The organism is Maridesulfovibrio salexigens DSM 2638 (assembly GCF_000023445.1).
Classification (GTDB): domain Bacteria; phylum Desulfobacterota; class Desulfovibrionia; order Desulfovibrionales; family Desulfovibrionaceae; genus Maridesulfovibrio; species Maridesulfovibrio salexigens.
Map to the genome: position 1 here is coordinate 3,380,001 of NC_012881.1, position 21,285 is coordinate 3,401,285.

Here is a 21,285-nt window from a genome sequence, read left to right on the forward strand (position 1 = left end):
GCAAGCTTAATGTGATTTGAAATACCTTTCGGTGTTGCCAGAGTTGGAGTCAACTCTCCAGCATGTAATGCGATCGGTACATCGGGGTATTTTGAATGGAAGAAATCCAGCATATTCATATGTAATACGTAATCACGCATGGCAACGGGATTATCCTCAGGGCCGACCATATTAAGTCCCACAACACGCGAATCGCGGCGGACAAGTTCAAAAGACCATGCCATCTGTGCAAATACTTCGGCAGGCTCTGCACCCCTAAAAATCTGATTGATGTAACGGACCTTCACATCACTTCCCGGACCGCTGCCGACCAGCTCATGCTGCCTACTCTCCGTTCGATCAAGTTCCTTACGAGCCGAATCCATATCTTTAAATAATCCTGCTTGCTTCAATCGTGCAAAACATTCTTCCGGCTTTCCATCCCATTCAACTTCAGCAGCCCAAGGGCTGATCCATTGAGGTCCATAAATAGACATCATAACCTCAATATACTGGACTCCATCTCGCTCAGCCTGCTGCACTGCATGGGCCAGCAACCTGCCTTTATCCCGTTTGGCTGCTCCAAATCGACTGAATGTAGCGAAAAAACGGTCATGCCCCCACATACGGTTGTCGCGTACTCCTTCTCTTACAGACAGTGAATTAACCGCCCTACCCCAAACATCAGAACGCTTATATGCGTCCTTTGCCGCAACAGTCCCGTTTTTACATGGCCCGCTCACAATACGTCCGCTGGATTCAACTATGCATGCACCATCGTCCGCCGCCCATCGAAGATAGTCTTCAGCGTAAGGAATTCCTGACAGGTGGGAATGGAGCTCTGCCCCCTTCGGCATCTCAGCCAAAATCATACGCAAAGCAACGGGATCGACCGGCTTGAGGAATATCGCCCTCTCAGGGGTCTTGGGAACACAAGCTGAAAGCATAATGAGTAAAATCAGGAATAATTTTTTCATAATCTACATCTTATACAATAAGCCACTCTTCAAGGTAAATGGCATTCTTTAGCATGCATCCCCAGTGATTGAGTACACAATGCGCATCAATTTAAAGCCCAAAAAAAAGGCCGCCCCAAGGGACGGCCTTTTTACTAATATGCGGATAAATCCTAATGTGCTGCGGGAGCGGCGCCACCTTTGGGGTGACAACCAGCGCAGGAGATAGGACCTTTATCTTCTTTAACGTGACAGTTTGAACAAAGCTGATGGTAAGCATTACGCAGGTCGGTTTTACCTGCTTCAGCTTTAACAGCGTGGCAGTCAGAACACTTCTGGTCTTCGGAAGACTCGTCTTCAACGATCTTTCCATCTTCCCAGACATGGTGGCAGACAGCACAATCTTCAATACCGGCCATTTCGTTATGTGCATCATGTGCGAACACAGCAGCAGGTCTCTGATGCTTCGGGAAAGCCGGGTCCAGCAGGGAAGTGATATCTTCCTGACAGAACGCGGGAACCATGTAGAGCAAGACACAGGCGGCAATGACCGCAATAGAGAATACTCTTTTAATCATTGTAATCTTCCTCCTATTCCGGCTTTTCCATGAGTTCATAGATCAGGTCGCCGAAGAACTTAATATCCATACCCAGTTCGTAGTAATGGTTAAGGTCTTCGAGTCCACCGTGGCAGTTATGGCAGGGAGCGAGAATGGTGTTCACGCCGGTAGCCTTAAGCTGCTCAGCCTTGATCTTGTTACCCTTCATACGGACGTTCTTGAACGGAGGACCACAGTTGATAACACCACCACCAGCAGCACAGCAGTAGTTGTGCTCAAGGTTCGGAGTCATTTCAACAACGTTTTCACACAGTGCGTGTGCAAGCTTGCGGGACTGTTCCATCAGACCGCGACCACGGATGATGTTACAGGGGTCATGCACAGTGATGGGTTCTTTGAACTTCTCACGCAGCTTGATTTTGCCTGCTTCGAAGAGCTCCCAGAAGAACTCAACGGAGTGGACAACTTCAATAGGATACATTTCCCATGCGTCCCAGCGGTTACCCTGGTCATAGATGGAGCGAAATGCGTGACCACACTCACCCATTACGATGCGCTTAACCTTGAGGTCGAGAGCGGATTCGAAATGGCGCTTTTTAAGACGACCCATCATTTCAAAGTCACCGGTGAACATGCACATATCGGAGTTATCCCAGCCCGGTTCGGTGGGCATGGTGAAGTCAACTCCGGCTTCGTTGAAGATGTATGCAGCCTGATAGATGAGCTGGGTACGGAACTTGGGTTCCGGTGCGATAACGGAGTAGTAAATCTCCGCACCTTCTTTATCCAGCGGAATACGCAGATTGGGCATTTCATCACGGGCTTCATCTTCCTGCCACTGCAGGGTATCCGGCCATTCATCATCTTTGAGCCACATCTGGTTCATGGTAGCGGAATGAGAATGAGCGGTATCCTGAATGTACTGGGGGGTTACGCCGAGCTTGTGGCACATGCGGCGTACCATGCTCATAATGTAACCGGTATCGATTCCCAGCGGGCAGAAGTGAACGCAACGGCGGCAGAGGTTACACTCGGTGTAAGCAATCTGTGCCATTTCGTAGATTTCATCTGCAGTAACTTTGTAGTTCTTGCGCAGAATCTTACCCAGTGTCTGGTGAACTTTACCAGCGGGAGAATAGCTGGGGTCACCTTCATGGGACATATAGTAATGGCAGGCTTCGGAGCACATACCGCAGCGCATGCAAGTCTCAGCATAAAGCTTAAGTTTTGCGCCGGCTTCTCCTTCAATAACCTGCTTGAGAGTATTTTCGATACGTTCAGGAGTCAGGCGGGAAACACCCCGCTCGAGTCCAGCGTCTTCGATTTTCCTGTCGAATGTCATTTTTCAGTACTCCTTGCGGGAATTGGTTACCAGTCCTTGCAGCGACGAACACCGCCGAACTCGGAACCCATGTAAGCTCTGGTGAACAGGCCGAACACTGCGTGACTCAAACGGGTGAAGGGAATGCTGATGAGCATGATTTCACCACAAAGAATATGCAGAATGAGCATAACCTTGGCATCGCCGATTTCATGGTAGGCCATTACACCGGTCAGGAAAACGAGTGCAGGCACAGCAAGTGCGACCCAGTCCTTACCGGTGGTCAGGTAGGCAACGTCTTTCTGCAGAAAACGGCGTGCACCGAAGTAAATGCAGCAGACAACAACCAGAATAGACATGATGTCAGCGACGGTATCCGGGAGAGTCGGCCAGCTGATGCCGAAGAACTGGTCCCAGAGAACCACATGTCCCAGCAGGAAGATGGGAACAATGACAAGACAGATGTGAAAAACAAAGGTGACCATCGCAGTCCAGGGATTGCGCTGCCAACCAAGGGTTCCGGTAGGATTCATCCATGCCATGATGGAGCGGAAACCATACTTGAAGCTCATGTAATGCAAAGACGAACCGTCTTTTGCCTTAGCGAGCTGGTACATGGAAACCAATCTGTAAGCGGAACCGAGAACAAACACGCCCCAGGCGAACCAAGCCAGAGGGCCAACCACGAATGCATAAACACTGTTCATGTGTAATTCCTCCGGTTTTTTAGAATTCGCTTACTTCGGCAACGATGCGAACAAATTTGCCGCCGTCTATTGCACGAATGAGGACTTTGGAGCTGTCAGGGCTGAAAATGGGTTCCCAGCACTGATCAAAATCCTGAGCATAGGGCTTGCCGTCAAGAACAACGGTGTAGCGGCCATTCTTTTCAACCTTGGCAGCAACCTTGCTGCTATCGGGGCTGAAAACAGGTTTCCAAGCCATCTGATAAACACCGGGCCAGACTTTGCCATCACACAATACAGTGTAATCGTAGCCGTCCTTGCCGAGTGCTGCTGCGCGGTTACCATCAGGGCTGACAGCCAGATCGATAACAACAGGAGATGTGATGGACCAGGGCTGTCCGTCAACAGCAACGGTAAAGCTGCCGAAGGTAGGAGCAACAATAGCCCAGAGCTTGGAACCGTCAGCGCTGAACTGCTGGTGCCAGCAGTTGGCGAAGGTATTTTTCCAGATAAGCTCTTCGTCCTGAGCCATACCCCACTTACCACCCAGACGCACAGGAGCTACGAGAGCACCGGTTGCGGGGTTGAATGCGGGAGCCCAGACACATTGGTATTCACGCTGCCAGATCTTGCCATCTACTGCGATGGTGTAATCATAGAGAGTCTTTCTAACCTGACAGGCGACTTTTTCACACTTGGCGTCAAACACCGGAGTGTAACAGTTCATGAAAACGTTATCCCAGGCAGTGCCGTTCACAGCAACTGAGTAGATACCTTTCTGGAAGGTCTCAATATCAGCCTGTCCCATAGAAGTAACCTGAACAACTGCAGCAGTGGATTTACCATCTCTGCCTACGGTGAAGTTGTTAGCGTTTTCAAAAAAGTTTTCCCAGAGAACTCCATCCACGCCCATACCGTATTCCATATCCTGCTGCACAGCGCAGATAATGGTACCTTCAGGGCCGAAGGTGGTTCTCCAGATGTAGCCGTAATTTTCCGGCCAATGCTTGCCGTCAACAGACAGAGTCCACTCACCCATCTGCTGGGCTACACCAGTGAATCTTCCGTCAGGTGCAAATTTGGGATAGAAAATCCTGTCGTATGCTTCTTCCCAAATCTCACCATTGACGCAAGCAGTGAATTCCAGTTCGCCTTTATTAACAACAGCACCGACTTTCTCTCCATCGGGGCTGGCATGGAATTCTTCCACCCACTCAAATTTATCAGACCAGGATCCAGTGTCCTGGACCTCTCGCCTACCGGGATTCCAATCCCACGTGGACGCATCAGGCATCTCACGCCTCCTCATTCCGAAGATCCGGTCTATCCGCCAATATTCCGAATCAACTCGGTTTTTCAGGGTGCAGCGCACCCTAGTTTTCTAACCAACAATAGTCCCGTCTTTGGTCGAAACAAACCTCGTCACACCTAAGGCCGGAGACCCGTCCAGCCTTATATCTGCAAGTTAATTGGCACATTTTACAAAGTAGGACAATAGCATCTGAGGGGTTTGGGTATGAATTTTTTTCAAAATAAAACGAGCAGCATCCTCATCAGGAGGATGCTGCTCGTCCAAAAAAATCTTTTATTTAAATAACTTAAAAAAGAATTTATTTTACAAAAAAAGCTAAAATCAAGAGAAAACTTTTAATCAACGTTTTGATTATGTCTACTTTAACAGTAGGACATATTACCTACCAAAGCAAGAGGTAATCATAGGTCCAGTTCATCAAATATGTAGTCATAATCTAACTCGGAATTGACCAGCCCTGCTCCATGATTGATCTTAATCATGTCCCTAAGCTTGTAGCTTTCTTGAATGGCTTCCATCTTCTTGGCTACGGCATAAGTGTCGTCACGCACAACAATAACAGGAATTTCAAGAACTTCCGAACGTGTCAGAATGATATCATTGGGATAGAGATTACCGGTCAGGATAAGACATGGACAGTTACCTTCAAGGGCTACCAGTTGAACATCCGCCCTGTCACCACCGACAATAACAGCAGAATTTTTATGTCGCCTGAAATGGGTGATAAAGTTCTCAACCTGCATGGTACCGATAAGGAAATTCTCAACTACACGGTCCGCCTTGGTGTGAGCAGAAATGATCTTCCCGAAAAGCCTTTCGGCAAGGTCACTTACCTTGATGGCACCCATGAGCGGGTCACGGGGAATGATGCCCAGCACCTTCACCCCTTTCTTTTCCAGAAAAGGAACGATTAGTGAGGTCAGTTCATCCATGTAATGTTCAGGAACGTCGTTAAAAACAACTCCAAGGAAATCGTCCCCCAATTCCTTCTGGACACGGAGCACGTAATCGTAATGAAGCTCACTGCTGTAGCGGTCCACCAGAATGGTCTTTGCGCCGAGGGCACGGGAAACATCAGGTCCGCTTACCCCGCAGTAGGTGCCGGAGCTGAGATAGCTGCCGGAGCCTCCAAGGATCATAACATCCTTGTCGCTGCTGAGTTCTTCGTAAGATTCCACGATAGAAGGCATCAGATCGCCCATATCTTCAGAAAAAGCCTTGATGGTAAAATCACGGGTAACCAGAACAGGAGTAACCTTTGCCGGGTCCTGCTCCAGCCCGAGCACCTGCTGGATAAACGCCGCATCTGCATCGCCGGGGGTATCACCATCCATATGGGGAACAGCCCCAACAGGCTTCATGTAACCTACATTAAATCCGCTGTTGCGGAATTTAAGACCCAGCGACATGGCCAGAAGGTTCTTGCCGGAATATCCGGTAGTGGAACCTATATATATACTTACCATCTATGCCTCCTTATTCGCGCTCATCCGGCCGGTTGCCCGCATCTGCGGAGATGTCGACAACAGTCATCCGGGCATCGGCAACCAGAGCCTCGTCCGAGTTGACAAGCACAGGATTAAATTCTGCTTCGTAAATTTCAGGAAAATCATCTGCAAGGCATGACATCCTGATCAAAACATCAGTAATCGCCTCGAAGTCAACGGGCTCGCCCCCTTTGACTCCTTTCAATAACATATAGGAACGGATTTCCCGGACCATTTCTCCAGCTTCCTCTACAGAGAGAGGAGCTAGACGGAACGAGATATCCTTCAAAATCTCAACATAAACACCGCCCAGTCCGAACATGAGCAAAGGCCCGAATTGCTTGTCGCGGCGAAAGCCCACAATCACCTCACGGGACTGGGGAGAAGCCATCTGCTGCACAAGACAACCGGCAATGAACACATCCGGGCGCAAACGTTGGGTCCGGGCAGTTATATCCCAGAATGCAGCCCTGACTTCCTCTGCGCAGTTAAGGCCGACACGGACACCGTCAACATCGGACTTGTGTGAGATTTCAGGGGAAGCGATCTTGAGTACCACCGGATAGCCAAGCTGCTCGGCAATTGCCACAGCTTCATCGCCGGAGCGAGCAAGATCTGACTCAGGGGTCGGCAATCCGTAGGCGGTAACAATATCACGGGCTTGAAATTCCACCAGTTCGGAACGGCCGGAGCGTAATGCATTGTCTACAACCGCGCGGGCTGCATCCACATCATGTTCCGGGGTGAAATATGTACGCGGGGGCCGCCCTTTCCAGACAGCATATTTATGCATGCAGTCCATTGCCCGGACAGCCTGCTTGGGAAAGTCATATACCGGAACTCCGGCTTCTGCAAAAATTTCACGGGCCTCAGCACTGTTCTTGCGTCCCATAAGACAACAGAAAACAGGCTTACTTACTTCACCCATTCCCTGAACAACAGCCTTGGCAACCTCTGTGAAATCAAGATTCACAGTGGGAGCGATTATCACCAGCAGACTGTTTACAGCAGGATCATGCCCCACAATGCGCACAGCCCGACCATAACTTTCAGCGTCTGCATCGCCAAGAAGATCTACAGGGTTGTAAAGAGAAGCGTATCCCGGAAGCATGCGCTGCAATTCTCCGATAGTGCCCGGAGAAAAAGTGGGCATGCGCATGACCGATTCACCGCAGGCATCAGCAGCCAGAATACCGGGCCCGCCAGCATTGGTCACAATGCCTAGGTTCGGGCCTAAAGGCAATTCCTGAACTGAAAAAGCCTTAGCAAGGTTGAAAAGTTCATCAAGTTTTTCCACACGGATAACACCGGACTGACGAAAGGCTGCATCACAAGCCTGATCCGAACCTGCCATTGCACCGGTATGCGAAGACGCGGCCCGCGCACCTGCGGGAGTAGTACCGGCCTTCATCATCAGTATCGGCTTTTTCATGGAAACTTTAGCCGCCTGCGCCATGAATTCGCGACCGTCTTCAATGTTCTCTACATACCCAAGAATAACCTTTGTTTCAGGGTCATTACCGAGATATTCGATCATGGAAGCTTCATTGATAACAGCTTTATTCCCGAGACTGATAAACTTGGAAAAACCGACCTTTTCCCCCAGAGCCCAATCAAGAACAGCTACGCAAAGCGCACCGGACTGCGAGAAAAACCCCATACTGCCGGGAAGCGGATTTCCGGTGGCAAAAGATGCATTCACCCCGCCTCTGGAGTTGATAACTCCAAGGCAGTTGGGGCCAAGCAGATTGACACCATGCTCTTCAGCCAGCTTTGCAAGCTGAACTTCAAGAAGCCAGCCTTCGTGATCCACTTCCTTGAATCCTGCAGTGATTACCACAACAGAACTGACTCCGAGTTCAAGTAACTCCTTGAATATTCCAAGGACCAGATCACGAGGCACAGCCACAACTGCTAAATCAACAGGAGTGCCGATATCAGAAATTTTTTTATAAGCGGAAATACCGTTAATATCGCCGCCTCGAGGGTTTACCGGATAAAGCTGACCGCTATACCCGGCACTCTGCAGGTTAGACAGAATGGTGTTTCCGATTTTTCCGGAAACAGATGAAGCGCCGACAACGGCGATTGATGACGGAGTGAACAGACTATCCAAACTATCTCCCGACTTCTCCCCAAACTTGTCAGGGAAAACAATTAGTTCTCAAGCAATTAAAATGTAAAATAAATGTAACATGAAAACACGCTGCCAACAGTTTTTTCCTGTTATCAGCCTCACAAATGGTAAACATAGTCCGAGTACGGCAATGATGGCAAGCAGCTATGCGGCAATGAAAAATATATGTAGTCCCTATAATTATCCGCAAAGAAACCCATCGGTCAAAGTATTCCAACTATAAGCATTCTATTTATATGATATTTTTTATCAACCTTCACTAAATTTACGCATAAAGTTCTTAACAAGCTGAGATATTGCGCTTTTGTCACGTTTAGTGATAAACGTGTCAGAAGGTCGGGTTTTAAAAAAATGTATCAAGTTAATGATGTGATTAATGCTGTCATTTTGAGGTGGGTCAGCTATGAATGCTATGAATGACTCCAAGTTAATTGAAGAAAGCTTTTGTTCCATTACCGAAGCCATCTTCAAAATACTTCCCAAAAATAATCTTCCTTTCAGTTTGTATAGGATGAATCCATCCAATGGAAGATTTACACCCATTACAATCCCCGGAAAAGCCATTGTCTCCGCAGACAAACAATCCATTTCCGATGATTGCGAACGGGGTCTTATTTTTATTAAATTCCGGGACATTGGTACGTGCAAACCATTTTTCATGCACCATCTGCCTACTGTTATTTCCGATATTTCCCATTCCGTTCCCGAGCATGAACTGGCAAACCTGCTTTTAGAAGGGCTGAAAAAGAGTGCTGAAAAAATTTACATTGATTCCATAAAACTGCACTTCAAACAATTTCGCTCCACACTTACCAGCGTAGGAGAGCTGCTTCACGAAAAACCTGATTTGCTTTGGCTGATGATCCCCATGCTTGATCCTCAGCATTCACTGGTCAACAAAGCCCTTTCCAACGGTGTAATAGGAGCAGCAGTCCTGCTGCATGCCCGCGAAGTAAAACCGGATGTCCAAATTTTCATCGATGCGCTTTTCGCTCTTTTTCTCTGTGACATAGGTCTGTCCAGCCTGCCAGAATTCGTACTTGGTAAAGAGTTCTGTCTTTCGCTGGACGAACAGAAACGCATCCGCCAACACCCAATCGGATCAGTGGAAGTTCTGAGCTTGACCAGCAACCTGAGCAAGACTTCCCTGCGCGCAATTCTGGAACATCACGAAAGAATGGACGGTTCCGGGTACCCCAGAGGTGTTACCAACGAAAACCTGTCATGGCTTGGAAAGCTATGCGGGGCAGTGGACTCATATGTGGCAATGACTATGGGACGCCCCGGAAAGAAAAGCATGCCCACAGTAACAGCCTTGAAAATTCTGTACAGTGAATCGACTCAATACGACCCGAACATCATCTACGCGCTGGAAAAAGTGACCTATCGCGATTAAGATCGGATAAAGATCCTCAATTCATAAACTTTCCAAAAAAAAATCCCGTCCAGTTTCATCCGGACGGGATTTTATTATCAGTAATCTTCTGGTTTGTGCTCGCATTTGGTGACCGGTACGTGTTCAGTTATCCCGTCCGCGTACAAATTTTCATCTGAAAGACGGAATACCCTGCGCAGCAGCAGGCGTATATCCTCAAAAATCAGGTAAAATGCCGGAACCAGCAGTAGAGTAATACCGGTGGCGAAAAGAATACCGAATCCTAATGATACAGCCATGGGAATCAGGAACTTGGCCTGCCTCGATGTTTCAAGAATCATGGGAGCCAACCCGCCAAAAGTGGTCAGGGTGGTCAGCAAGATCGGCCTGAAACGGGCAGTCCCCGCCTCCAGCACCGCATCATATGCACAATGCCCTTTACGCCGTTGAATGTTCACGTAGTCAATGAAAACCAAGGAATCGTTGACCACAACACCACTCAGAGCCACGATACCGAACAGACTCATCAGGCTAAGACTGTACCCCAACAAGGCATGACCGATTACTGCGCCGACTATGCCGAAAGGAATACAGAGCATAACAATCAACGGCTGAAAGTAACTGCGGAAAGGAATTGCCAGCAAAGCATAGATCACCATCATGGCCATAAGCAGGCCGGAGATCAGGCTTTCAGTACTTTCCTGCATGTCAGCCTGTTTACCCTCCAGAGAATAACCCAATCCGGGATAATCAGCCTTCAATTGTGGAATAACATTGGCGACAACATCAGCCAGAATCTGAGAGGTTTCCTTTCGCGGATTAACATCAGCCTCTACGGAAATGACCCTGCGCCCATTACGGCGGTCAATAGAAGTATAAGCCCTGCCGTCCTTAATTTTCACGACCTCGCGCAAAGGAACATCAGTTCCGTCGGGAGTACGGATCATCAATTCTTCAAAATCATATTTGGAAGCACGTTCCTTTTCAGGCAGACGAACCATAACCTTGATTTCATTTCGACCACGCTGCTGGCGCAGGACCTCGGCCCCGTAATAGGAAGCGCGAATCTGGTTGGCAACATCGCGGGAGGTAAGCCCCAGACTGCGTCCAGCGGGCAGAAGTTCAAAGTCGAGCTGCCTTTTACCCGGTGAAAAACCGGAATCAATATCCTTAACCTTGGGATACACGCTAAGCGCCTGAGCGAGGTCCGATGAAGCCTTTTTAAGCACTTCAATGTCACTATGGCTAAGCTCAATTTCAAGGGAACTGCCTGAACCGGGCCCTCCACGGTCAGACTCAAAGAGGACCGACTCGGCTCCGGGTATAGGGCCAAGATTTCTCCGCCACTGACGTACAAATTCATCAGTTGCGATAGGCCTTGTATCGGCATCAGTCAGGAAGACCTGCACTTTGAGCACATGACTACCGCTGGTCTTGCGCCTGCCGGAGCCGCCGATCTTGGCATAAACACCTTCAACCAATTGCTCCCCGCCATTTTCCTCAGCAACCTTTTCCGCTGCAAGCACTGCCTTATCCAATACTTTCTGGGTAACTTCCTTGGCGGTACCGTAGGGCAGGTCAATTGTGAGGTAGGCATAATCGGACTCAATCTTCGGGAACATGGTGAATCCCAACCTGCCACTTTTAATGTAGGCGAATGAAATGATCAAACATGCTGCACCAAGAGCAACGGTAAGATAACGCAGAGTAACCGCACGATCCAAAAACGGCCTGTAAACTTTATGTACGAAGCGAAGCAAACCGTGAGATATATTCTGCTGATAATGGAGAATAAACCCCATAATCTTACCCGGCTTACGCTCACTGCCATGCCCAAGGTGGGCGGGGAGAACAAAAAGGGACTCCACTAATGAGATGAAAAAGACACTGCAAACAACCATAGGAATGACCTTGAATATCTTACCCATCACTCCGGGTACAAAAAACATTGGCATGAAAGCGACAATGTTCGTCAAAACACTGAAGGTAACCGGCATGGCAATACGCTTGGCCCCTTCACAGGCTGCTTCTATCCAACTCATGCCCTGCTGCCGCATCGTATAGACATTTTCACCTACAACAATGGCATCATCCACAACAATACCAAGTGATATGATGAAAGCGAACATGGAAACCATGTTGATACTCACGCCTGCCGGGGAAAGAATGAGCATGCCGCCCAAAAAGGAAATGGGAATCCCCATGGAAACCCAGAAAGCGAGTCGCGGTTCAAGAAACAAAGCCAGAAAGATAAAGACCAGTCCAAGCCCCATGTAAGCGTTGCGCAGAAGCAGGTCCATGCGCTGGCGATAAATATCAGAACTGTCGTTACGCACAGCCACGTGCACACCGTCAGGAAGGCTTCTATTGAATGTTTCCAGCTGGGCATGCACTGCATCAGAAACACCGATGGGGGTCTGATCACCTATGCGATAAACCTCAACACGCACCGCAGGCTTTCCGTCAAAGGTGGTGATAATATCATCGTTCTGAAAATCCTCTTTGACCTCGGCAATATCTTCCAGCAAAACCTGAGTACCGTCATCTCCGGTAACAATGGGCACCCGCGCAAATTCACGGGCATAATCACGGCGTTCCTTGAAACGGACTAGGATTTCGCCGCCCTCGGTCTTAATACCGCCTCCGGGAAGTTCCACTGACGTCTTGGCAAGGGAATCCGCCACATCAGAAAGGGTCAAACCGTATGCCCGAAGCTTTTCCTGAGGAATTTCAATAGTAATCTGTAACCCGCTGACTTCAGCAAGCTCCACCTGAGTAATTCCCGGATCACCGATCAGTTCTTCACGAAGCTGTTCGGCAACCTTACGCAGGGAAAGAGCATCAGTATCCCCGTAAACCATAAGCGAAAGTACACCGCGTTGACGCGAAACAACGCTGATGACCGGGTCCTCAGCTTCTTCGGGGAAGGAGGTTATCCGGTCCACTTCACTTTTGATATCCTGACTGAGCTTTTGCAGGTCATAGCCTTCAATAGCTTCAGCAACAATTGAAGCACTGCCTTCCGCAGCGGTACTGGCAACTTCCTTGACCCCGTCAAGGCCGATAACGGCTTCTTCAACAGCCAGAACTATACCTTGCTCCACCTCTTCTGGGCTGGCTCCACTATAAGAAACCTGCACGGTAACAGTATCCATAGTGAATTCGGGAAAAATCTCCTGCTTGATATTGAAGCCCATAACCAAGCCACCGACCAGCAAAATAATCATCAGCAGGTTAGAGGCCACGGGATTCCCGGCCATCCATGCAAGAGGACCTTTGTTTTTATTTTGCTCAGCCATTGCTGTTCACCTTCTTTTTCATGGAACCGGAACCATTCTCACGCAGCTTCATGTTCTGGAGCGGTGCGGAAATATCAGTAACAACGAGCTTTTCACCGCCGGTCACTCCAGTATCGAGATAGACGTAATTCTGATCACGCCAGACCGGATCAACTGTTCTGATATCCAAAAGGCCGTCTTCGTTCATCACCCAGATGGTGTTGTTGTCACGAAAAGAAGCTCTCGGAATAGCAATTACTTTTTCCAGTACGCCGGAATCAATCTGTACATTCACGTAGCTGCCCAACAGCAGAGGACGAACTTCACCGCCCTTCAAATTTAAAGGATCTTTCACTGAAACAATGATCCGGGCCATGCGTCCCTTGGATTCGAGCGAAGGCAGAAGACGAAGAACCTCACCTTCCCGCTCTACGGCATTTTTGCCGCTGCCCATACGAACCCGGGCCTTTGAACCCTTGAATCCGTTTTCCGCCGAAGGGATATCAATGCTTCCCAGACGATCCACGGGAACAGATACAATTACCCAGAATTCATCAGTCCCCACCAGAGAGGCAATGGTTTCATTAAGGCTGAGATGCGCTCCAAGATCAGCACTTTTGCTGACAATCATACAGGAGAAAGGAGCTTTTACTCGGGTACGGGCAAGATCAATACGAGCCTGCTTAAGCTTAGCTTTGGCAGAAGCCAGATCAGCCTGAGCCTTTTGCAGATGGGGTTTACGGAGAGCCAACTCAGCTTCCTGCATGGTTCCGCCGGAAGATTTCTTAAGCAGTTTCCATTCACGTCCGGCTACACGCTGCTGTCCGCTTTCAAGCTTAAGATTGTATTCGGCCTCAGTAACTACAGCTTCCTGCTGCTTGACCGCCAGTTCGTAATCGAGAGGATCTATGCGCAGAACTTCCGCACCTTTCTCAAAATATCCACCGGGAATAAAAGCATCACTGACAGATATAACTTTACCGGAGACCTGCGGTTCGAGATTGATTTCCCTAGCGGCTTCAACAGTTCCCATAACCGGGGTCGAAACCTTGAAATCGTTAACTTCAAGAACACTGACGTTAACCAGAGGTGCGGAGACCACCGGGGCTTTTTTCTTAGCCACGGGTTTAGTGGCGAGAAGAGCCTTGGCTCCGATCACGGCCACGACCACAATCAGTAAAGGGAGAATTCCTTTAAGGCCAATCTGTTTGACGTAGTATAAAATTTTCTTAGCCATATCTAAATTCCCTCCTGCGCAGGAACGGATTGTTCTTCAGGTTTATCAGCGGCAGCAACTTCAGCTGTGTCATCAGCTTCAGGTTTAAGCTCTGCCCCGTCTTCAAGTTCATTTGTCCAAGTCCCGCCCAGCGCACGATACAGACCCACGCGATAACTGAGCAGATCAGCCTCATCCTGAGCAATGTTAATTTCAAGGTCATGAACGCTGACCAAGGCACTAAGTACCGGCAGGTAATCCTCCAGCCCCTGCAAATAGCGCGAACCGGCTTCTTGGAGATTGAGTTTTGCTGCTTCAAGCTGATTCTTACGGGCTGAAATGTATTCATGCTGCCACTTTTCCTGTACCAGCGAATCCTGCACTTCCTTGAATGCGGTAAAGACTGTGTCCTTATAATTAAGCATACGCTCATCAACTACAGCCCGTGTGCGCTCAACCTCAGCCTTGCGCTTATATCCGTCAAAAATCGGTCCGGTTATGGATGAGGTCAGAGTGGTCAGCCAGCCGGAAAATATGTTTGCAAGCTGGGCACTGGAAAGCATGGCCTCCGCAGAAAGAGTCATGGAAGGCAAACGATCGGCCCTTGCTGCACTTACGGACCAGTCTGCGGATTGCAGGTCCAAACCTGCCGCACGCACATCCGGGCGCATGGAGAGCAGATCAAGAGGAATTCCCAGCCCCGGAAGGTTAGGCAGATCAGGAAAATCGGCAGTAGCAACATCAATAGCCCCGGCAGGACGCCCCAGCAGATAGGCAAGCTCATGCAGCTTTAACTGTTCCTGAGATTCAACCGGAGGGATCAGGGCCTTGGTCCGGGCAACGGTTTCACGCTGCTGAAATACATCAAGTGCTGTGGAAAGGGAGTTACGGAAGCGGAGTTCGATCAGTTCAAGATACGTTTCGTTGGTTTCAAGCTGTTTCTGGTAGATTGCTTTTTTCTTGCGCTGCAACTGGATTTCCAGCCAGCGTTTAACTACCTCGGATGCAACCGTCATTGCCGCAGAATTCACATCTTCGCGGGAGGAAAGATAATCAAGCTCACCGGAAGCTGCCTCGGCTTCAATTTTGCCCCAAAGATCTAATTCATATGATGCGGCCAGACCTAATTTATGGGAGTCAGTGGATGTTGATCCCTTGGAACCTTCGGTGCCGTCATTACCGGAGCGTGAATTGGTGTAAGTGCCTTTGCCATCCAGCTTGGGATAAAGATCGGCCTTGGATTTAACTGCTGTAGCCCGCAGTTGGCGAAGCTTTGCCCACGCTACCCGTACATCGAAGTTGGCATTGATGCCTTCTTCCACAAGACGGTTAAGCTCTTCGTTATGAAAGCTCTCCCACCATTTACCCAGTTCACGCGGTTCACTGGAATAAAGTTCGTATTGCGGAGGGACACCCAAAGTAAGATTGGGGCGAGGATCCGGTCTGAACGGCGAACACGCTGAAAGCCCGAAAAGGGCCAGCATACAGATCGCGGTTAATTTCAACTTGAATGAGGACATATATTTTCTCCATTGCTTTCCATTTTCCATTCTAATACATGCAAAGGACCATAAGAGTATTAGTTTGATGCTAAAAGTTGTAAACAAATGTAAAAATACACCCTCATCCCCTTCCACCAACGGGTGGACACGGGTAACCTGAAAATATGGAACAACAATATCCCGTACTCATAGTTGATGATGATGCCAAACTCAGGGCACTGCTGACCCAGTACCTTGAAGGCTACGGTTATGAGGTCAGCACCCTTCCATCCGGTGAGGGAATCATTGAAGAAGTCAAGACTTCTTCACCTGCAATAGTAATCCTCGATATCATGATGCCCGGTAAGGATGGCCTTGAGGTGCTTCGCGATCTGCGTCCGCACTCGAATGTCCCGGTAATAATGCTTACCGCCAAGGGTGAAGATACCGACCGCATTGTCGGCCTTGAGCTTGGTGCTGACGACTATATTTCCAAACCGTTCAATCCACGAGAACTGCTGGCCCGCATCAAGGCAGTGCTACGCAGGGCCAAAGGCCCGGAGAACAACAATCCAAATTCAGGACAGATCAATGTAGCCGGGGTTGTTCTTCATGTGGCGCACCAGAAACTTGAAATTGAGGGAGATTCCCTTGAACTCTCTTCCACTGAATTCAAACTGCTCAAGGCATTAATGGATAATCCGGGCCGACCCATGACCAGAGATGACCTTATGACCTCTGTCTGGGGCAAGGATTTCAACGCCTTTGACCGTAGCATTGACGTGCATATCAGTAAGCTGCGCGCTCTTTTCAAGCCCTACCCGGACCATGAATCGCGCATCAAAACAGTCTGGGGCACCGGATACATGTTCGTGAGCGAATGATGAAAATAAGCCGTACTTACCTTAAAATATTTCTTTCCTTCATGCTGGTGCTGGTAGTTTCCGAACTGGTCATATTCGGTCTGCTGCATATGTCATGGGATAAAAGTCCCCGTATCCTTCACATGGAACGGCAGCTGTTCACCGTAAAAAATCTAGCTGAAATGGAGCTGGGAGGAATTCATACTTCACCTGAATATGAAAAAAAGATTCTCACGCCCCTGCTTGAAACATTAAGTAAATCACTGAAAGCAGATATCTGGATCACCGGTCCCTATGGAGAAATAGTAGCTTCATCCACCGCGACAATTCCGGACATGAGCGATTATACAACCGGTGATGCCGCAAAATCAGCGGACGGCGTATACGTATATAAAAAGCGTAATGAAGGGATTAAAAGCGTATACGGAATCTACACTGGTAAACTACCCATGGGTTATCCCTTCACTTACCACCTTTACCACTCCATTCCCAAATTCGATGAGGAAAGCTGGTTCATACGGGCGCAGATAATTTTGACTATTATCGCTGCCATTTTCCTTATCCCGGTAGCAAGACGCGTGATTCGTCCTTTGAAAGAACTTACATCTTCAGCAGCTAAAATGGGCCGAGGAGACCTGAAGCAAAGAGTAGAAATCAAAGGTAAAGACGAAATTGCCGAGCTTGGCAAAGCCTTCAACCACATGGCCGAGGGACTGGACAAAATGGTTAAGTCCAGCCGGGAGCTGACTGCCAACGTATCCCACGAACTGCGCAGTCCGCTGGCCCGGATGCGCATTTCTTTGGAAATGCTCAAAGAACGTATTGAAACAGGAAACACTTCCGGTTGCGATACATTCGTAGACGGCATGCAGTCGGAAATTACCCACATGGACGAACTCATCGGTAAGATAATTGAATTTTCCAAGCTGGAAATGCACGAAACTCCGGCCATGACTGAGACAGTCAACCTGAAGGAACTTATATCCGATCTTCTTGAACAATATCAGTGCATTGCTGAACGCAGCAATTTAAATGTGCAAGCAGAACTTGCTGAAGTTAAACTTTCCAATTGCAACCGAAACGGCATCGGTATCGTAATGGATAATATTCTCGGTAACGCCTTCAAATACACTGATTCCCGAGGAAAAGTAGGAGTACATTTATCCGGAGATGATACAGGGGTGCGAATTTCAGTAACCAATACCCACGCACCACTCCCGGAAGAAGATCTGGAAGAAATATTCAATCCTTTCCACCGCCTTAAGGGGCAGGAAATTCCCGGATCTGGTCTGGGCCTTGCCGCGACACGGAGGATATTACGCATCCATAATGGAGAAATTAAAGCTGAGAATAGTGAAGACGGATTCAGAATTGTGATCAATATTCCTATAAAGGAAAGCTAAGCAAAACGATAATTAAAGAGCAAAACACAATGAACATCACCTTGAGCTTCGAACTGAAAAACATTGATTGGATAAAGGTGGCAGAAATATTTGAAAAAGCCCCTCTCGGCACCCGCGAACCAGAGAAACTGTCACGAGCAGCAGCAAACAGCGAGCTGGTCTGCTTTGCCAAGGACGGCAATGAATTCATAGGCTTTGCCCGCGCCATCAGCGATGGAGAATTTCAGGCCGCAATATACGACCTGTGCATCCTGCCGGAATACCAATCCCACGGACTCGGCAAAAAAATGATGACCGCCATGATGGAAAAGCTGGGGGCAGTCAATGTCATCCTATATGCAGTTCCGGGCAAAGAAGGTTTTTACAAAAAATTCGGATTCACCCCCATGCTCACCGCTATGGGTTGCTTCAAAGATGAGGCCGGAATGATTGAGCGAGGGTATTTGGAGGGGTAAAGCCCCCTCTACTTCTGCCCCACCAGCACAAAAGTCCCGTACTGGTGAACAACGCCTTCCTTATCCGGCTTGTTATAGATGCCATGTTTATGGTGCTGCACGGCAGAGAACCCGGCATTTGTGACCATTGCTGCCAGTTCATCCGGCTCAAAACCATTGTAAGGCACAACATTATCGCCGTGGAAACTGCCGTCTTCTGGCAGGAGTTCCCCTATTACCAGCTTACCGCCCTTCTTTAACAGCTTAGCCATCAGCCCCAGCACTTCCGGCAGGTCCTCAACATGGTGCATAGCCATAGAAGTGAATATTGCATCAAGCGAATTATCCCTGAGTCCTGCTTCATGCAGAGCAACAGGAATCACCCGGACATTGCCAAAATCTTCATTTTGAGTTTTCGCATTAAGCATATCCAGCATTGCAGCAGAGGTATCAAGCGCATAGAGAGTCTTAACTCTTTTGCCGAACCGCAAACCAACCAGTCCGGTCCCGCATCCGAAATCGAGAACTTCACTTTCAGCCTTGAAATCAATTGCCTTCTCTACCGCAGCAGCAAATTCGTCCGCAATGCGTTTGCGTTCAGGATTGCTGTCCCATTCCTTTGCCTTACGAGTAAATTCATCTTGTGACATAAATGTTCTCCATAAAAGAATCCCGGTAGATTAAGTCTACCGGGATTCTTTATATCTTATTTCCAGACCTTCATAAACTCTGCACTGCTTTTCCCAGAATCAATGTGCTTGATCAGCGCGGAACCGAATACAGCAGCATCGACAAGTCCTTCAAGCTCCTTGAGCTGGGAAGGTTCTTTCAGTCCGAAACCGAGAGCCACCGGAATATCAAAGACCTCCTGCGCCTTGGCGAGGCCCTGCTTGATTTCTTCAGGCAACGTAGCGGTGCCTCCGGTAGTTCCCAGAACGGAAACATAATAGCAGAAGCCGTTACCGCCCTTGGAATAGAGAGCCATGCGATCCGCCTCGGTATTCAGGCCGACCAGCGGAATCAGCGCGATGTCATACTTTGCAAGTAAATCGCGGAACTCCACACCTTCCTCATAAGGCAGGTCGGCAATGATCAGACCGTTTACCCCGGCTGCACTGGCATCCTTGGCAAATTCCTCCAGTCCATATTGCAGCACCGGGTTATAGTACCCCATGAGCAGCACTCCGGCACTGATCTTGGCGCGATGTTCGGAAAGTCCAGCCAGAATCCACTTCAGGTTGATGCCGTCCTCAAGGCATTTCAGGGAAGCTGCCTCAACCACCGGACCATCTGCCACGGGATCGGAAAAAGGCATACCGATTTCGATTACATCCGCACCGTGCTCATCAAGCTCGAGAATTTCTTTCCAGAACTGATCACGGTTGGGATATCCACCGGGCAGGAACGGAATCAGACCGAGGCGGCCTTCTGCTTTAGCCTCATTAATTTTATCTGCAAGTTTGGTAATACTCATTTTTATTGCTCCCCTATACTCCATGCTCAGCGAGGTAATCTTCAAGAATACCCATGTCCTTGTCGCCGCGACCGGACAGGTTGACTATGACGTTAGCATCTTTGGGAATGGAATCCCTGTTTTCCAAGACCCACGCAACAGCATGGGAACTTTCCAGCGCTGGCAGGATACCTTCCTTGCGACAAAGCATCTGGAATGCATTCAGGGCTTGATGGTCATTGACTGTGCCGTACTGAGCACGACCGGTTGCATGCAGATGCACGTGTTCAGGACCTACACCGGGGTAATCAAGACCGGGAGCAATGGAATGTGAAGGCAGGATCTGCCCTTCCTCGGTCTGGAGCAACAAGGTGTTCATGCCATGCAGAACTCCGGGAGTTCCGAGGTTGATGGGTGCGGAGTTGGTGCAGCCCGGTTCTCCGGTACCCGCAGCCTCAACACCTACTATTTTAACTGATTTTTCTTGCACAAATTCGTGGAACATGCCGATGGCATTGGAACCGCCGCCCACGCAGGCTACAACCATGTAAGGCAGTTCACCTGTTTTTTCCTTGAACTGGGCCTTGGCTTCACGCCCGATAATTGCCTGAAATTCACGAACCAGCAGCGGGAAGGGATGCGGGCCGGCGGCAGTACCGAAGCAGTAATGGGTGGTCTGTTGATCAGCGATCCATTTACGCAGCGCGGCGTTGATAGCGTCCTTCAGGGTCTGGGTGCCGGATTCCACAGGCACACATTTCGCGCCCAGAAGTTCCATACGGCGCACGTTATGAGACTGACGTTTCACATCCAGAGCGCCCATGTAAATTTCGCAGTCAAGATCAAGAAGTGCGGCTGCGGTTGCGGTTGCAACACCGTGCTGTCCGGCTCCTGTTTCAGCCAGAAGCATGGGCTTGCCCATCATCTTGGTTAAAAGAGCCTGCCCAACGGTGTTGTTAACCTTATGTGCTCCGGTATGAGCAAGGTCTTCACGCTTGAGCCAGAGGTTGAATCCCAGTTCGCGGGAAATATTCGCGCAATGGGTCAGTGCGGTGGGACGACCGACAAAATCTTTAAGAAGGCGGGTGAATTCCTGCTGGAATTCGTCAGATTTCATGATCTTTTCCATGGCCTCTTCAAGCTCGAGCAGCGGCGGCATGAGCAGTTCAGGTACAAACTGTCCGCCGTAATCTCCAAAATATCCTCGTTTCATGATCCTATCCTTTTTTATATGAGATTGCCTCCGGCGGCCCTGCCGGGGGCCTTAAACCCTTTTTGTAAAAAGGGTTTAAGAATCCCAAAAACTTTTAATAAGGCTTCGCCGTTTTAAATGGACAAACTGTC

At 49.0% G+C, this 21,285-nt stretch carries 17 protein-coding genes (1 of these 17 cut by a window edge); 4 read left to right on the top strand and 13 right to left on the bottom strand.

What is annotated here, in order from left to right; translation table 11 throughout:
* The 7 genes from DESAL_RS15410 to DESAL_RS15440 all read right to left on the bottom strand — a co-directional run.
* Positions 1-956, bottom strand: partial view of an amidohydrolase family protein gene (locus tag DESAL_RS15410; RefSeq protein ID WP_015852907.1) — the 5' portion only. The gene continues 511 nt to the left of window position 1, outside the view; only the first 956 of its 1,467 coding nucleotides appear in the window; the start codon lies at positions 954-956; its stop codon lies beyond the left edge, outside the window.
* Between the two features lie 152 nt (positions 957-1,108).
* Positions 1,109-1,513, bottom strand: coding sequence for an acidic tetraheme cytochrome c3 TmcA (gene tmcA, locus DESAL_RS15415; protein WP_015852908.1), 405 nt, complete (start codon positions 1,511-1,513; stop codon positions 1,109-1,111).
* Between the two features lie 13 nt (positions 1,514-1,526).
* Complete coding sequence (tmcB, locus tag DESAL_RS15420; protein WP_015852909.1) at positions 1,527-2,837, bottom strand: electron transfer complex ferredoxin TmcB; 1,311 nt, start codon at positions 2,835-2,837, stop codon at positions 1,527-1,529.
* 26 nt (positions 2,838-2,863) lie between these two features.
* Positions 2,864-3,523: a TmcC family electron transfer complex membrane anchor subunit gene (gene tmcC / locus DESAL_RS15425; RefSeq protein WP_015852910.1), complete on the bottom strand. Its 660-nt coding sequence runs from the start codon at positions 3,521-3,523 to the stop codon at positions 2,864-2,866.
* A gap of 19 nt (positions 3,524-3,542) precedes the next feature.
* Positions 3,543-4,796: an electron transfer complex subunit TmcD gene (gene tmcD / locus DESAL_RS15430; RefSeq protein ID WP_015852911.1), complete on the bottom strand. Its 1,254-nt coding sequence runs from the start codon at positions 4,794-4,796 to the stop codon at positions 3,543-3,545.
* A gap of 419 nt (positions 4,797-5,215) precedes the next feature.
* The gene (locus tag DESAL_RS15435) at positions 5,216-6,280 is read right to left on the bottom strand and encodes a phosphotransacetylase family protein (RefSeq protein WP_015852912.1); all 1,065 of its coding nucleotides are present in this window, start codon (positions 6,278-6,280) and stop codon (positions 5,216-5,218) included.
* A 10-nt stretch (positions 6,281-6,290) separates the two neighbouring features.
* Entirely contained in the window at positions 6,291-8,417 is a 2,127-nt protein-coding gene (locus DESAL_RS15440; RefSeq protein WP_015852913.1) for an acetate--CoA ligase family protein, read from the bottom strand.
* 424 nt (positions 8,418-8,841) lie between these two features.
* Between DESAL_RS15440 and DESAL_RS15445 the strand changes: the two genes are divergently transcribed.
* A complete protein-coding gene (locus DESAL_RS15445) occupies positions 8,842-9,834 on the top strand; it encodes an HD-GYP domain-containing protein (RefSeq protein WP_015852914.1) in 993 nt (330 codons plus the stop codon).
* Between the two features lie 77 nt (positions 9,835-9,911).
* Here DESAL_RS15445 and DESAL_RS15450 read toward each other — a convergent pair whose 3' ends face one another.
* From DESAL_RS15450 to DESAL_RS15460, 3 genes are read right to left on the bottom strand one after another with little or no spacing between them, the layout of a single operon-like run.
* Positions 9,912-13,112, bottom strand: coding sequence for an efflux RND transporter permease subunit (locus DESAL_RS15450; RefSeq protein ID WP_015852915.1), 3,201 nt, complete (start codon positions 13,110-13,112; stop codon positions 9,912-9,914).
* The gene (locus tag DESAL_RS15455; protein ID WP_015852916.1) at positions 13,105-14,328 is read right to left on the bottom strand and encodes an efflux RND transporter periplasmic adaptor subunit; all 1,224 of its coding nucleotides are present in this window, start codon (positions 14,326-14,328) and stop codon (positions 13,105-13,107) included. Before DESAL_RS15455 ends, DESAL_RS15450 begins: the two co-directional genes overlap by 8 nt.
* A 2-nt stretch (positions 14,329-14,330) precedes the next feature.
* Positions 14,331-15,827: an efflux transporter outer membrane subunit gene (locus DESAL_RS15460; protein WP_015852917.1), complete on the bottom strand. Its 1,497-nt coding sequence runs from the start codon at positions 15,825-15,827 to the stop codon at positions 14,331-14,333.
* Between the two features lie 146 nt (positions 15,828-15,973).
* Between DESAL_RS15460 and DESAL_RS15465 the strand changes: the two genes are divergently transcribed.
* The 3 genes from DESAL_RS15465 to DESAL_RS15475 are packed head-to-tail and all read left to right on the top strand — an operon-like array spanning position 15,974 to position 18,509.
* A complete protein-coding gene (locus tag DESAL_RS15465; RefSeq protein WP_015852918.1) occupies positions 15,974-16,672 on the top strand; it encodes a response regulator in 699 nt (232 codons plus the stop codon).
* Positions 16,669-18,054, top strand: a complete 1,386-nt coding sequence (locus DESAL_RS15470; protein WP_245543751.1) for a HAMP domain-containing sensor histidine kinase — start codon at positions 16,669-16,671, stop codon at positions 18,052-18,054. The genes DESAL_RS15465 and DESAL_RS15470 overlap by 4 nt, the downstream gene beginning before the upstream one ends.
* A 29-nt stretch (positions 18,055-18,083) precedes the next feature.
* Positions 18,084-18,509, top strand: a complete 426-nt coding sequence (locus DESAL_RS15475) for a GNAT family N-acetyltransferase (RefSeq protein ID WP_015852920.1) — start codon at positions 18,084-18,086, stop codon at positions 18,507-18,509.
* Between the two features lie 8 nt (positions 18,510-18,517).
* On the opposite strand, the gene DESAL_RS15480 is transcribed toward DESAL_RS15475, so the two are convergent.
* From DESAL_RS15480 to trpB, 3 genes are read right to left on the bottom strand one after another with little or no spacing between them, the layout of a single operon-like run.
* Positions 18,518-19,138 (bottom strand): class I SAM-dependent methyltransferase, encoded by a 621-nt coding sequence (locus DESAL_RS15480; protein WP_015852921.1) that lies wholly within the window; start codon positions 19,136-19,138, stop codon positions 18,518-18,520.
* 56 nt (positions 19,139-19,194) lie between these two features.
* Positions 19,195-19,962, bottom strand: a complete 768-nt coding sequence (trpA, locus tag DESAL_RS15485; protein WP_015852922.1) for a tryptophan synthase subunit alpha — start codon at positions 19,960-19,962, stop codon at positions 19,195-19,197.
* 13 nt (positions 19,963-19,975) lie between these two features.
* Positions 19,976-21,154: a tryptophan synthase subunit beta gene (gene trpB / locus DESAL_RS15490; protein WP_015852923.1), complete on the bottom strand. Its 1,179-nt coding sequence runs from the start codon at positions 21,152-21,154 to the stop codon at positions 19,976-19,978.
* Positions 21,155-21,285 lie beyond the last annotated feature (131 nt).